This is a genomic window from Streptomyces sp. NPDC001219 (assembly GCF_053597915.1).
Genome location: NZ_JBSFJF010000024.1, coordinates 54,250 through 68,583 on the forward strand (window position 1 = coordinate 54,250; position 14,334 = coordinate 68,583).

Consider the following 14,334-nt stretch of genomic DNA (forward strand, 5'->3'; position numbering starts at 1 on the left):
CTTGCCCCGCGGCTCACGCCTCCGGCGTGGTCTCCTCGCGGATCACCCGCTGGGCGACGCGGAACGCGGAGTTGGCGGCCGGGACACCGCAGTAGACGGCGGTGTGCAGCAGCACTTCCTTGATCTCCGTGGGCGTGAGGCCGTTGCGCAGCGCCGCGCGGGTGTGCAGGGCCAGTTCCTCCTGGTGGCCACGGGCGACCAGCGCGGTGAGCGTGACGATGCTGCGGGTGCGGCGGTCCAGGCCCGGCCGGGTCCAGGTCTCGCCCCAGGCGTAGCGGGTGAGGAAGTCGTGGAAGTCGCCGTTGAAGTCGTCGGCGGTGGCCTCGACCCGGTCGACATGGGCGTCGCCGAGCACCTCACGGCGGACCTTGATGCCCGCTTCGTAGGTGGCGCCACGGTCCTGCTCCGGCTGGGCGCGACCGGACTCTATGGCGGCGGGCTGCCCCTGCGGGGCCGGCGGGGCCGCGATCTGCGCCTTGGGGGCGGCGGCACCGATGGCGGCCTGGCCGCCGGGCCCCGGCTTGTCGTGCCAGGCGGTGCTGAAGTGCCGGATGAGGAGTTCGGTGACGGCCGAGGGCTGCTCGACGGGCACCAGGTGGGAGGTGCCGGGCACCAGGGCCAGGCTCGCGTCCGGGATGCCGGCCACGAGGGTGCGGGCGTCGGTGGTCGGGGTGACCTGGTCCTCGGAGCCGACGACGACCAGCGTGGGAACACCGACCCGGCCGAGCGAGGACCGCACGTCGTAGGAGGCCAGCGCCTCGCACGCGGAGATGTAGCAACCGGGATCGGTGGTCCGCACCATCTGGACGGCCCACTCGACGATCGCGGGCTGGGCACCGGCGAAGCCCTGGGTGAACCAGTGCTCGGGCGCGGTGCGGGCGATCGGGTCGAGCCCGTTGGTACGGATGACCACACCGCGCTGGCGCCAGGCGTCGGCGGTGCCGTAACGCGGCGAGGTGGACACCAGGGCCAGCGAGGTGACCTGGTGGGGGCGGGTGAGCGCCAGCTGGGTGCCGATGGCACCGCCGATGTTGCAGCCGGCGTAGCCGAAGCGGTCCACCCCCAGCGCGTCGAGGGTGGCGATCAGCCGGTCGGCCAGCTCGGCGACGGAGGGCGCGGCATGGGCGGGCGAGCCACCGTGACCGGGCAGGTCGAAGCGGATGACCCGCCACTGGCGGGTCAGCTCGGGAATCTGCCGGTCCCACATGTGCCAGGTGGTCCCGAGCGCGGCGCCCAGGACGAGTACGGGGGCGTCGTCGGGGCCGTCGATCCGGTGCTGCAGGGTCTTCTCACTCACCCGGCCACGCTACCGAACTCTTTGACGCGGTCCTGACGCCCGGGTCAGGACCGGGCGTCGGGGTGGGGCCGCCGGCACTGCCCGGAGGATGGTTTGTGCAGGTCAGAGGCTCGCCGTGGGGACTGCGCAGGTGATCGTGTGACCTGGATCGTGGTAGCTCATCGTGATCCGGGGGTGCGGATGCGGTGCCTTGCCTGTGCTCAGGAGCGGGGTCCTCTGGCCCGGAGAAGCGGCCTTGCAGGGTGTGCGCCGACAGCTCACTCACGCCCTGCACGCTCTCAAACACATCCCAAGGGGGCGAAACGGATGTCACCGCCCATCCACTCGCCAACCCGGTGAACCGTGTGGTCACAGCACTAGCCCGGGCGCGAGTACTCGTCAACACCTCTGGATCAGCAGGGTCGGGAGAGTTCCTACGCATGGCCTCCCGCTCCTCAAGGCTGTGCCATCAACGTGGCCGTTCGGCAGCCGACGTGTGCCGTCGTTGTCGTCATCACCGTCGCTGGGGCACCCTCCAAACTCAGCTCGCGAGCGCGGAGTCGGGTCATGCGGGAGCCGCCCTCACGGCCGGAGCCCCGCCTCTGGAATCCACACCCGTCGCCCAACCCCTCGACCGGTCGGCCGGCTCGTCCAGTTGGGCCACGGTGTGTTCCTCTCCGTCCAGCAGACCAGGTGAGGTGGGGTCTCGGAGCCAGTGAGATCAGCCCGGGAGGGGGATGAACAGCAGGATGCCGTGGGCGGTGGCGGCGTTGTAGCAGGCAGTGCCGGGGAAGGTGGCGGTGTAGAAGGGGGTGGCGATGGCGAAGACGGGGACGACGGCGTTGTGGATGGTGGCGGTGCCGTTGGCGTCGGTGACGGCGGTGCCGAGGTTGACCGGGCCGAAGAGCGTGGTGGCGGTGAAGGTCACCGGCTGACCGGCCACCGGCATCCCCGAGGTGGTCCTCAGGGTGGCGCTGAGGGTGGGGATGTAGAACTCGGGCAGCGGGGTCAGCCGGAGCCGGATCGTGCCTGGCTGCGCGGTCAGCGTTGTGGGGGTGGGGTTCACGGTGACGGGGGTGCTGGTGGTGAAGCCGGTGAAGCAGCTGTCACCGCTGTAGGCGGCGGTGAGGGTGCCGGTGGTCAGGGCGGTGGTGGTGAAGCAGGCCTGCCCCGAGGCGTTCACGGGGACCACCTGGGTCTGGCCGTTGGGGAGGGTGAAGGTGACCGTGCCGGTCGGCACTGAGGTGGTGGCTGGTGCCGGGGTGATGGTGGCGCATACGGTCACGCTCTGCCCGCAGTTGGAGGGGTTCGGCGCCACCGACAGCGTCGCCGTTGTGGGGTTGGTGCTCACGGTGACGGGGGTGGGGTTGCCGTTCACGGTCGCGGTGAACATACCGGCGGTGTAGGTGTGGGTGGCCTGCCCGCTCCCGGTGGCGTCCAGGGGGACGGTGACCGTGGGGCTCGCGTCCCCGAAGTTCACCACCGCTGTCCCGTTCGGAGTCCCCCCGGAAATGTTGAACGTCACCGGTTGCCCGCACACCGGCGACGCCGGCGAGGTCGTCACCGTGAGCGGCGAAATCTCCGTCACGTTGGCCGAATTGGCGTTGGTGACGTAGACGTTGCTGTTCTGCGCCGCCGCCACCGAGAACGGGAACGCGCCGACGGGGACGGTGGCCAGGACCGTGTTCGTGGCGCTGCTGATCACCGTCACGTTGTTGGAATTGCTGTTGCCGACGTAGACGTTGCCGGTCGGCGCCACCGCCACGCCGAACGGGCCCCCACCGGTGGGAACGGTGGCCAGGACGGTGTTCGTGGCGCTGTCGATCACCGTCACGTTGTTGGAAACGGTGTTGGTGACGTAGACGTTGCCGTTCTGCGCCACCGCGATCACCCCCGGGACCGTGCCGGCGGGGACGGTGGCCACGACGGTGTTCGTGGCGCTGTCGATCACCGTCACGTTGTTCGAGGTCTGGTTGGCGATGTAGACGTTGCCGTTCTGCGCCACCGCCGCATAGCCCGGGAAACCACCGGTGGGGAGGGTGGTCAGGACGGTGTTCGTGGCGCTGCTGATCACCGTCACGGTGTTCGCGTTCCGGTTGGCGACGTAGACGTTGCCGTTCGCCGCCACCGCCACCGCGTCCGGGACCGCGCCGACGGGGACGGTGGCCAGGACCGTGTTCGTGGCGCTGCTGATCACTGTCACGTTGTTGGAGGTGCTGTTGGCGACGTAGACGTTGCCGTTCGGCGCCACCGCCAGCGCGAACGGGCCCCCGCCGACGGGGACGGTGGCCAGGACGGTGTTCGTGGCGCTGCTGATCACCGTCACATTGCTTGAGCTCTGGTTGGTGACGTAGACGTTGCCGTTCGGCGCCACCGCGATCATGGCCGGGTTTGAGCCGGCGGGGACGGTGGCCAGGACGGTGTTCGTGGTGCTGCTGATCACCGTCACGTTGGCCGAATTGGCGTTGCCGACGTAGACGTTGCCGTTCTGCGCCACCGCCACCGCCAGCGGGGTCGTGCCCGCCGGGATCGTCACCGTGGAGAACGCCGCACTGAACGGCGCGACCGCAAGCCCCCGTACAGCGGCCACCTCAGATCCACCGGCCGGTACAACCGGCCGAAGCCCGCCGGCTACCGCCGGAGCTCCCAACCAACCCGTAGTCGGTTCCATGACAAACCTCTCTCAGCTGAGAGGGCCGCCCAAGAACTCCCACCGGGGCCCGCGTCGTACAGCGCCGGAATACGCGAACCGGATCACCGCTTGCACACCGGGACATAGAGACGGCACGCCGACACGTGCCACGCACCGGCGCACCGCAGGCGTTGCCCATCTCTCCCCGGAGAGATGGGCAACCCACCGGATAACGGTCACCACCATTAACCCGAAATGGCCAATGGAACACCACCGTATTGCCCGACTATCACCCGGACAGACCAACACGCGGCCCCACCCGGACACGTCGTTGGAGAGGACGAACCGGCGCGCAAGGTGGCCCGGAACGTGGAGCTGAGCAGGGGGACGAGGTGAGGCGCGTTGACCGCCCGCCCGCCACCGCTGTTGGGCGGACTCGACGAGCTCGAAGACCATGGCCAGGGCTGCGGTGCCACGGGTCCGCAGCGGGACGGTGCGCCTCCTTCCGGCAGGAGTGATCCACGGGCGTCGACCTTCGCTCCGCCGGCACCAAGCGCCGCGTCCCGGGGGCCGACAAGTCCCTGACCTGGACCACCTGGACCACACGAGACGCGATCTACGCCTGTGCCAGGTGGTCCCGGGCGCGGCGCCCAGGACGAGTACGGGGGCGTCGTCGGGGCCGTCGATCCGGTGCTGCAGGGGCTTCTCACTCACCCGGCCACGCCACCGAACAGCGGTCCGCCGGTAACGGCGCGGACTCGGCCGATTCCCGACGTGGGTCGGCGGAGAGCTGAGGCACCATGGTGCTAACGGGGGCTCACGCTCATTAACGGGGAGAAGTCACACATGGCGAGATTCCATGTGCTCTGGAGGAGTATCTGCACGTCCTTACGGACCCGAGGAGCGCCGCCGCAGCCGAAGCATCGCATTGGGCGGCATTCCTGGGTCGCTATGAAGAGGACCGACGCGGTGGGCCGACAACGGACGCGATTATGCGGTCTGCTCCCGGTCTCCCGGTCCGACCTGGCAATTGCGTCGGCGGTCACGGCAGTTGAAGTGGTCCAGGCCCTCTTCGTCCGGGACGGTTGGCGGCCGGTATTCCGCCCCTCGCCGGAACTCCTCTTCCTTTCGGTCCTGTTGGGGTTGGTCTTCCTGGTCCTGCTCACGCTGGTCCGGAAGGCCCGCGGGGACATGCCGGCCGAGCGGGCCCGCCAGTCCCGGCGGGAGCGCGCTGTGCTGGCCGAGGGCGTCCGGGTGGCGGAGCGGGCCCGGCTCCACAGCGAACTGCACGATGTGGTGGGCCACCAGGTGAGCCGCATGGTGCTGGCCGCCGGAGCGCTGGAGCTGACCGCCGAGCAGGGCGCGGAGACGGTCCGGGCCCAGGCCCGGACGATCGGCGCCACCGGCCGGCTGGCCCTCCACGAGATGCGCAACCTGGTGGGGAGGCCGGGACGGGACGGCCTCGCCTGGGCGCCGCCGTCGACCGCCGCCGGCATCGAGCAGCTGGTGGAACACGCTCGGGCGCTGGGCCGCCGGGTCACCGTGCACATGGCCGCCGACGTCGACGCCCTGCCGGAAGGCGTGCGGCACTCCCTGTACCGGCTGATCCGTGAGTCGCTCACCAATGTGTTCAAGCACGCGCCCGGCGCGGACCTCACGATCCGGGTGGCGCACCGATACGGCTGGGTAGTGGTGGAGGTCGTCAACACGGTCGCCGGATGCCGGGGTTCCGGCATGCCGGGCAGCGGAAGGGGGCTGGCCGGGCTCGCGGAAAGGATTCGTCAGGAAGGCGGCGTCCTCACGGCGGGACGCCTGGCGGGCGGCGACTTCCGGGTCACCGCGTCGATACCCGTCGACGGGGACGGTGCGTGGGGTCGCGGGGCCGCGGGAAGTGTCCGGGGCCGCGCGGAGCCGGATGTGCGGCAGCAGGCGCGGGGCCCACTGGAGGTCCTGTCGTGATCAGGGTTCTGGTGGCGGACGACGACCAGTTCGTCCGGCAGGGGCTGACCACCATTCTCGAGACCGGTCCGGACATCCACGTCGTGGCCCAGGCGGAGGACGGGCGCGAGGCCGTCGAGGCCGCCCGCCGCTTCGCGCCCGATGCCGCGCTGCTCGACGTCCGGATGCCGCGCGTCGACGGCCTGCGAGCAGCCTGGGAGATGCGGACGCTGCCCAGCCCGCCGCACGTCGTCATCCTGACCAGCTTCGGCGAGGACGAATACATCGCCGAGGCCGTGCGGGCCGGCGCTGCCGGGTTCCTGACGAAGGACACCCCTCCGGGCGGGCTCATCGAGGCGGTGCGCACCGTCGCGTCGGGGCACGGCATGCTCTCGCCCGCCGTGACCGGCCGGGTGCTCAGCGCGCTCCGGCGGCGGTCGGGGGCGGTCACGGCGGAGCTGCGGGAACAGCTGGCGTCGCTGACCCCGCGGGAGCGGACCGTGCTGGTGCTCCTCGCGACGGGGCTGCCCAACACGGGGATCGGAGCCCGGCTGGACATGACCGAGGCCACCGTCAAGGGACATGTCACCCGCATCCTGGCCAAGCTCGGCGCGGCCAATCGCGTACAGGCGGCGCTGCTGGCGGACCGCGCCGGGCTGGCCGAATGAGCCCTGGGAGAACGCATCTCTCCGGGCGGGCCGGGGCCGGCGGGACACCGGATCACCGCTGGCTCCTGGCGGCGTGCCACGCCCACAGCAGTTGCACGGCGCCGACGGCGGACAGCCAGAGCACTCCGCCGGCTCCCAGCGCCCCGTGGCCGGCGGTCAGGACGAGGACCGGGACGGTCAGCAGCAACGCCCCCAAGGGACCGCGCAGATACCAGGCGGCCATCTGGAGCGGCGCCGTGTTCCCGAACGGGGTCTCCACACCGATGGCCACATGGGGCGGCATGGCCCCACGGTAGGCGCTCACCAAGGCCGCCCCCACCATCGTCGGCACACAGAGCGGCAGCGCCGGCAGGCCGGGGTGCCACAGCCCGGCGGCCGCACAGCCGGCGAGCCCCGCCGCGGCCCCGGTGAGCAGCAGGCCCGCCGGGACGGCGGCGTGCCACAGACCCAGTGAGCCCGGGGAACAGGGGAGGTTGGTCGACCTCCGGGGATCGTCGCTGTCCACTCGGGCGGGCTCCGCCAGCTGGGCCGCGGCCAGATACATCGCGCCGAGGGCGCCCGTCGCGCAGAGGATCTGCAGGCGCGGCGACGACCCGTCCATGGTCGCGGTGAGCACGACCGCGGCGGCCAGCAGCACGGCGGCCCGCGCCGGCCGCCCCGGTGCCCTCAGCAGTCCCGTCGCATCGCGCCACGGAATCACCAGCCACCGGGCGCGTGGTGCGGGCAGTCGCAGGACGGGGCGGGACCGGTGGCGGTGCCCGCCCTGGACGGAGAACTTGGCCTGGCGCAGCTCCAGTGAGAAGAGCGACGCCGTCACCTGGGAGACGACCAGAGCCCGTCGGCGCAGCGACTCCCCCGGGATCAGCGCCAACGAACGCCCGGCCTTCCGTACCCCCCACAGGATCACGGCCACCAGCAGCACGGAGGCGACAGGCCAGCCAGGGGCCGTCCCACCCACCGCCGCCAGCAGCGGCTGGCCGGCCCAGCCCCACGGGCCGGACCAGACCAGGACGGCGCCGAGCCAGGCCGGCAGGTCCTGGAAGAAGGAGAGCACCGACAGCCCGAGCAGAGCGGCCGCAGCCGTCCAGCCGAGTGCGAACAGGCGCCGGCCGATGCCGGCCACGGCGTTGTCGTGCCGCTCGACGAGGACACCGGCCGCCGTCGAGCCGAGCCCGGCCGCGCTGCCCGCCCAGGCACCGGCGGCCGTCGCTGCCGGCCAGGAGCCGTCCGTTCCGGTCGCCAGCAGGAAGCCCGCGACGGCTCCGGCCACGGCGCCCGCCGACGTGGCGAGGACGACGGAGGCCACGAAGCGGGGCATGAGCAGGGACCGCCGAAGGAGCGGCTGCGGCACGGCCCAGAACGCCGTCGGCAGGTCCACCAGGACAGGCCCCCGCCACACGGCATCGCGCAGGGTGAGGAAGAGGACGATCGCAAGGACGCTCGGCAGCGTCACCGGCAGCGCCGTCAGCAGCTGTTCCGCGAGGGCGCTGCGACCGCGGCCCCCCGCCCGCGACGCGTTCGCGGCGGCCAGCAGGTACGGGGTGCCCAGCATGGCGGCGACGACCAGCACCTGGGAACAAGCGGCGTTCGGGGTGCGATTCGCCTCCGTGCGGCGCGCCTAGGATGAACGCCGTACGGTCAACACGACTTGACGGTGCCGGACGGACAGGACAACGGGGAGACAATGACCAGCCCGACCCAGGCCCCAGAACAGACCAGGGCCCATGAGCCCCACCCCTATATCGGGGGGCGCGAGGCCGCGCTGCGCGCGCTCACCGTGTGGCGGACGGGGCGGCCGGGCGCGCCTCGGGTCGTCCTCCTGACCGGAAGCCCGGGGACCGGGTGTTCGCGGCTGCTCACGGGGTTCCTGATGCTCTGCGACCCGGAGTATCGCAAGGGGCTCGAACTGGACGCGTTCGATCCGGCGACCGTGCCTCCGGACGTGCCCGCACCCGCGGTGCCGAGCGTCGCCGGGCTGACGGCGGCACAGACCCTGTGGCTGCTCGCCGATCACTACGGGTTGTCCGCGACCCGCGCAGCCGACATCGTGCCCGCACTCGGTCAACTCCCGTTGTCCGGGCGGCCGGTGACGATCGTGGTCCCGGATGTGGACCGGGCCGGGCCGGTCCGGGAGGCGGGTGAGCCCGCGCGGGTGGTGCGGGACGTGCTCAAGCCCCTCGCCGCCGTCGAGTCCATACGTCTTCTCGCCGACGTACCCCGGGAGTTCGCCGTCGAGCTCGCCGAGGGCCTGCCGCCCGGCGTGGCCCGGATCATCGACCTCGACGCACCCGAGTGGGCCGACCCCGAAGGGCTTGTGCTGCAGGCCGAGGCGCTGCTCAATCCCCAGTTCGGCGCCCCGGAGCTGCCCTTCACGACCGAGCCCGACGCTCGGCGCGCGCTCGCCGAGGCGATCGCCCGGCACGCGGGCGACGGCGCGGGCAGCCGTCTGACCGTGCATCTCGCCGTGCAGTCGATCCTGATGCACCCGGAGGGGTTCGACCCGGCGGATGCGAGCCAGCTGCCCGGCAGCGTCGGCGAGGTGCTCGATCTGCACGCCGAGCGACTCGACAGCCATCCCCGCACCCTGCGGCAGATCCTCGCGCCCCTCGCCCTTGCCGAGGGCGACGGCCTGCCCGTGCCTCTGCTGACCCCGCTCGCCTCCGCCGTCGCCGAGCGGGACATGAGCGAGGACATGGCCCGGGGCATGCTGCTCGTCGCCCCCTTCATCCGCCCCGTCGAGAGGACCGGCGAAGACGTCCCCGAGGACGAGCGGACGCTCCTCGGATTGCAGCACCCGGGCATCGGCGAGGCCGTTCGGGCAGGCATTCCGGATGTTCCGGGTGCTCAGGCGCGTATCGCCATGGAGTTGCTGGAGGCCGTACCCGATCAGGACTGGGCGAAGGCCGGGGCGTACGTGCGCGATCACCTCGCGGGACACACCCTGGAGGCCGGTCTTCTCCCCCGGCTCCTCACCGACCCCGGCCTGTTCGCCCACGCCGAGCCGGTGCGGTTGCGCGCCGCGGTGGAGGCCGTACCCCCGGAGCAGCTGGGCGCCCCGGCGCGTACGTATCTGCGGACGGCCCCGCTGCTCACCCGCACCCAGGCACCCGCCCTCCTGCGAGCGGCGCTCCTGGAGACCGCGTTCATCGAAGACGGACTGCCGGAGTACGCGGCGGTGCTGCGCCGCACGGTACCCGAGCTTCCCTGGCACACCCTGTGGAGCGTGCCGGTAGCGGGGGTCGACGCCGTGACCGTCGGCAAACTGGCCCCGTCCGCGGCCGCGTCGGACAGCGCCGCGGAGGCTGCCGCGCAGCTGGAGCCTCCGGAGGCTGCCCCGCTCGCGGTCGCCGTCAGCGTGGTACCTCAAGGCACCCCGGGTTCGAGCCCGTTGAAGGCCGACGATCCCGAGGCCCCCGCCGTGCTGGTGCAGGACCTCGGCACCGGCGCCGTCATCGATGCCGACCCGGCCCAGATCCTGCGCCCCTCGGAGGACGAGCGCGCCGCGGGGCCGCTCGGGTTCAGCCGCGGCGCCGACTACGTCCGCGTCTGGCATCGCGGCGAGCAGCAGGGCGACGCGCAGCTCGTCACGGCTCTGATCTCCGCCACGCCCTGCACGGGAAGCGACCTCTCCCCCGACGGCATCCTCCTCGTTGCCACGGAGAGCGGTGTGAAGGCGCTGCAGATCCGCCCGGCGCAGCCCCGTGCCACGACCGCTCGGCGCTCCGTACCCGACCCCCGGGCGGCCGAGCCCGGGCCCGCACAGGCCCCCGAGCCCACGCCGGCAGCCGCCGCACAGGCCCCACTAGCCCCCGGGCCCGATACCCACCCGACCGCCTGACACCCACCCCCGCACCGCAGACCGTTAGGCTCACAGGCCCGAAGCCCCAAGCCTTTCGAAGTCGCCCGTATCAGACCGCCTGCACTCAGGCCCACTCGGACGAGGGCCGTGGAGCGCGCCCGGCACCGGCCCCGGCCGCACCGGCCCGGCCGCACCCGCCCCGTCCGCCCGAAGACTCGATGGGAGTTCCCGTGATCAGCCAGGAGCAGGCGCTCGCGACCGCCGAGGGGTGGCTCAACCCCGAAGGACAGGAGCACCGTGAGGTGCGGATGCAGGAGTTCGATCTGGGCTGGGTGGTGTGGGCCGCGGCCCCGCCGGTCGAGCGTGACCCGGTCACGGGCAAGCGCCGGCCACCGGCCACGATCGGCCACTCCTGCGGTGTGGTCGACCGCAGCACCGGCGAGCTGAGCACCTGGCCGTCCGTGCCGGTCGAGGAGGTGGTGCGGATGTACCAGCAGAAGCACGGCGGCGGCGAGGAGACCGCGCCGCCCGCGCAGCCGCCGGTCACCGGCCCCGGCAACACCACGGTCCTCACCTACGTCGACCCGCGCACCGGCGAGGAGACAAACCTCGTCAAGAACTCCGCCCCCGGTGAGCCGCACTCCGAGTACCAGGCCCTGGTGGAGATGGACAGCCTCGGTGTCCCCGCGCAGAACGTGGTCGCGATCCACACCGACCTCAGCTCCAGCCTGCTCCCCGGCGGGTACCCAGGCCGGCTGCTCGGCCGTGTCTACCCCAACGCCCGGTTCTCCTGCACGCAGGAGTACGGCCTGCGGGCAGAGGAGCGCGCCCAGGCGATCGCCGGGCTGCTCCAGCACGTCGAGATGATGCACCAGATCGCGGGACAGCAGCCGCCGCCACGGCCGCACCGCGCACCGGTGCCGACCGACGTCGAGCCGGCCGAGCCGCTCCGCGATGTCGCCCTGGGCCGCGCGCTGACGGAGGCCTTCGGCGCTGACAACGTACGCCGCTACGACGCCGACGACCTGGCGCGCACCCCGCTCCCCGAGGTCACCAAGGCCACGCTGACCTGGGCCGGGCTTCCGACCGACATCCCGTTCTTCTTCACGGCCGACAACCCGGAGGTGGAGCTTCCGGGCGGCTTGTTCGGCAATGCCGCCGCGCATCTGCGCGAGGTCGGCTCCCAGGCGAGCGCCGACGCCCTCGCGTTCCTGGAGGGGCACGTCAGGATCGGCACCGACGGGGTCGCTCTGATCACCGTCCAGTGCACGGGGTCCGATCTGGAGGGTGAGCCGGTCGGCCAGGTCTGGGCCGTCACCCCCGAAAGCGGCGCGGGCCGCCGCGTCAACACCTCGGTGTCCGCCTTCGCCCGCTCCCTCGCACTCCTGCACACCACGCGCGAGGAGATGATCGCGCTCGACCCCGTCATGGCGGGCAGCGCCGTCGCCGACTTCCAGGAACAGCTCGTCGCCATCGACGCGACGGCCCTGGACGACCCGAGCAACTGGTGGTCGGTGATCGTCGAGCAGATGTGGCACGGGTTGTTTTGAGTGGGCGAGGAGACCTGGCAGCTCACCGACCTGACGGGTTGGCCGAGCGAGGACGACTGGACCGTGGTGCTGCACCGCGTCGCGGCCGCCCCGGCCTGAGCGCACGTACGCGAAGCAGGCCCCCCTCCGGCCCGGACTGCCGCGTCTCCGTTAACGTCTCGAGGCGTCGGCATGCACGCGTGCCGACGGTCGCGAGGGCGGTACAGGGGTACGCGCTGCAACCCGCGGCCCAACGGACGCGCCGGATCGGACAGCGGGGACGGCCGCGACAGCCAAGGCGGGGAGGCAGTACCGGAGCATGGGCCGGCGCCACGAAGTGGACGGATACACCGTTGAGTTGGACGACGACCTCCGGGTCGTCTGTCGCAATCCACGCGGCAAGAGGCTTCAGCAGGTACCCGACTGGCTCGCGGACAGCCAGAGCGCGCGCCGGCTGTACCGGCTGCGGCGGGCGCTGAAGGAACACCGCGGGCAGGCGCGCGTGCTGACCGAATCCTGGGCCGGCGCGGGCACGCGCGTGCCCATGGCCCTCGCCGAGTCCGACATCGTGTGGCGCGAGGCACTCGACGACGCCGGGGTGGAACCGGTGGCAGACCCGCCCGCGCCGGATGCCGACGAGACGACGCTGGTCGCGCGGACGTACGTCCACCCCGACGACCACACCATGACGCTCCTCCTCAACACCCCCTTCGCACGCCACTGGGACGCGCTGCTGGCGTCGCGGGAGGAGTGGGCGCTGACGGACACGTTCGCGACCGGCATCCGGGCTCCGGAAGGCACCGGGGGCAGTGAACTCCCGTTCCCCGAGCGGCTGATGGCGGCGCACCCCGGCCAGGAACAGGAGGCCCTGGAAGCGGCCTACGCCTTCGGCTGGAGCCTCTGGGGCAGCCCAAGTCTCTACAAGTCCCTCCTGGACAGCGATGTGGAGGACCTGGCCGCGACGGCACCCAGGTTCCTCCCCGCGTTCCTCGACGAACTCGCCGACCTGTGCCTGAAGGAGGGCGGAAAGCACACGCAGTACGCCACCGGGTACTTCACGCGCGCAAGGAACGCCGAACGTGAGCAGGACACCGAGCCCGACGAACACTGGCTCGACGCCCGCTACGCCACCTTCGCGGACCATGGAGCGCTGGCCAGCGGGGCGGTACGCGCGCGTGCCAAGGAACTGGCCCCCCGAGGCGGGGTGGTCTCACCGGACCAGCTCAGGCGATTCCGCGACATTCTGGCACGACGCGTGCACACGCCCCACGACCTGTATCCGGGCATGGCCGCGGACCTGCGCAAGGTGGCCCGGGCGGCGGGCGCGAGTCCCGAGGGCGAGGTGGCCGCGCTGCTTGAGGGCATCGTGCCGACGATCGGGCTGTGCGCGGGTGACACGGACACGTTCTGGGTCGACGCCCTGAAGGGGAAGGCCCTGGAGCTGCTGGTCGAGCGACGCCCGGAGACCGTACACGACGTTCTGCGGCTGCTCCCCGACGACGCGAGCAGTGCGGAGGAGTGGCTTTCACTGCTCCAACGGAGCGGCGCCCTCGCGCAGTTGACGGGCGAGCGCCCGGGGCTCCCCGTCGGCGAGGCCGCCCGCCTGCTGCACCACTGGCTGGCGAGCGAGCCGACGTCGCGTGTGCGCAGTGACGAGCTGTACGACCTGGCGGTGCGCCTCGCCCCGCGCCTGGCGGCGGACGCCGTCCCGGTGCGCCTGCCCTGTCCCGACCCCGATCCCGCGTCCGGCCGCAGTCGGGCCCTCATCCCGCTCGACCTGGCGGACGAACTCCTCGAACACGGGGTTCCGTTGGCCGACCCTCCGCCGAGACTGGGCGGCCCGGGCGCCGCCAACATGCTCGTCCACCGGCGCCCGCACCTGACCCGGCTGCTCGCCGACCCGCGCTTCGCCCGCGAGCTGCGCAAGGCGCTCGACGCCGAACTCGAGCTGGTGGGGCTGCCGGAGGCAGGGATTTCGTACCACCATCACTACCGCCCGCATCGCGCCACCGAACTCGGCAGCTGGCAGAGCACCCCCGGCATCTGCCGCACGCCCTTGGGCAGTGAGGCGCTGCACGCCTGGCTGGACCGCCAACGCGCACGCCTGCGCGCAGGCCTCGACCTGAACGGGCTCGTCCGCGTACTCGCCCCCTTCGTGCACGTCGGCGGGGTCGTCGACGAACTGCTCAAGGACGAGGCGGCGGCGCGGGAGTTCGCGGCTGTGGACGTGGCCGCGCTGGTCCTGGCCGACCTTCCGGTCCAGGCCGACCGGCCGGCGGTCGAAGCCCTGATGGCCACGATGCGCCCCCGGGACCTGTTCGGCACCAGGCCCATGCCTGACCTGCGCACACGGATCGACGAGACCCTGCCCGACCTGTCCGAGCCACAGGCCGCCCAGGCCTGGAAGGTGCTTCAGACGGGGGTCAACTGCCAGGAAGGTCTGAGGCGTGTTGTTGGTCGCCTCTCCGGCTGATGCGACGACACGGATGTGC

The 14,334-nt window shown here is 72.2% G+C and carries 8 protein-coding genes and 1 pseudogene; 5 read left to right on the forward strand and 4 right to left on the reverse strand.

Going from position 1 to position 14,334, the window contains the following annotated elements:
* Positions 1 to 13: 13 nt before the first annotated feature.
* The 3 genes and pseudogenes from pcaDC to ACWC9R_RS17955 all read right to left on the reverse strand — a co-directional run.
* Entirely contained in the window at positions 14 to 1,297 is a 1,284-nt protein-coding gene (pcaDC, locus tag ACWC9R_RS17945; protein ID WP_450732601.1) for a bifunctional 3-oxoadipate enol-lactonase/4-carboxymuconolactone decarboxylase PcaDC, read from the reverse strand.
* 700 nt (positions 1,298 to 1,997) lie between these two features.
* Positions 1,998 to 3,866, reverse strand: a complete 1,869-nt coding sequence (locus ACWC9R_RS17950; protein WP_450732602.1) for a virginiamycin B lyase family protein — start codon at positions 3,864 to 3,866, stop codon at positions 1,998 to 2,000.
* 666 nt (positions 3,867 to 4,532) lie between these two features.
* Positions 4,533 to 4,622 (reverse strand): annotated as a pseudogene (locus ACWC9R_RS17955) (3-oxoadipate enol-lactone hydrolase); the annotation flags it as partial.
* Positions 4,623 to 4,859: 237 nt separating this feature from the next.
* Here ACWC9R_RS17955 and ACWC9R_RS17960 point away from each other — a divergent pair.
* Entirely contained in the window at positions 4,860 to 5,867 is a 1,008-nt protein-coding gene (locus ACWC9R_RS17960; protein ID WP_450732604.1) for a sensor histidine kinase, read from the forward strand.
* The gene (locus ACWC9R_RS17965) at positions 5,864 to 6,514 is read left to right on the forward strand and encodes a response regulator (protein WP_450732605.1); all 651 of its coding nucleotides are present in this window, start codon (positions 5,864 to 5,866) and stop codon (positions 6,512 to 6,514) included. Before ACWC9R_RS17960 ends, ACWC9R_RS17965 begins: the two co-directional genes overlap by 4 nt.
* A gap of 52 nt (positions 6,515 to 6,566) precedes the next feature.
* Here ACWC9R_RS17965 and ACWC9R_RS17970 read toward each other — a convergent pair whose 3' ends face one another.
* Positions 6,567 to 8,084, reverse strand: coding sequence for a DUF6297 family protein (locus ACWC9R_RS17970; RefSeq protein WP_450732606.1), 1,518 nt, complete (start codon positions 8,082 to 8,084; stop codon positions 6,567 to 6,569).
* A gap of 114 nt (positions 8,085 to 8,198) precedes the next feature.
* On the opposite strand from ACWC9R_RS17970, the gene ACWC9R_RS17975 reads away from it, so the two are divergent.
* From ACWC9R_RS17975 to ACWC9R_RS17985, 3 genes are all read left to right on the forward strand, one after another.
* Positions 8,199 to 10,352, forward strand: a complete 2,154-nt coding sequence (locus tag ACWC9R_RS17975; protein ID WP_450732607.1) for an ATP-binding protein — start codon at positions 8,199 to 8,201, stop codon at positions 10,350 to 10,352.
* A gap of 191 nt (positions 10,353 to 10,543) precedes the next feature.
* Positions 10,544 to 11,863, forward strand: a complete 1,320-nt coding sequence (locus ACWC9R_RS17980) for an SUKH-4 family immunity protein (protein ID WP_450732608.1) — start codon at positions 10,544 to 10,546, stop codon at positions 11,861 to 11,863.
* A gap of 337 nt (positions 11,864 to 12,200) precedes the next feature.
* Complete coding sequence (locus tag ACWC9R_RS17985; RefSeq protein WP_450732610.1) at positions 12,201 to 14,315, forward strand: hypothetical protein; 2,115 nt, start codon at positions 12,201 to 12,203, stop codon at positions 14,313 to 14,315.
* Positions 14,316 to 14,334 lie beyond the last annotated feature (19 nt).

What these genes read in the sequence shown, in the direction of transcription:
- ACWC9R_RS17960 (WP_450732604.1), top strand. Translation starts at nt 4,860, where the DNA reads ATGAAGAGGACCGACGCGGTGGGCCGACAACGGACGCGATTATGCGGT.
- ACWC9R_RS17975 (WP_450732607.1), top strand. Translation starts at nt 8,199, where the DNA reads ATGACCAGCCCGACCCAGGCCCCAGAACAGACCAGGGCCCATGAGCCC.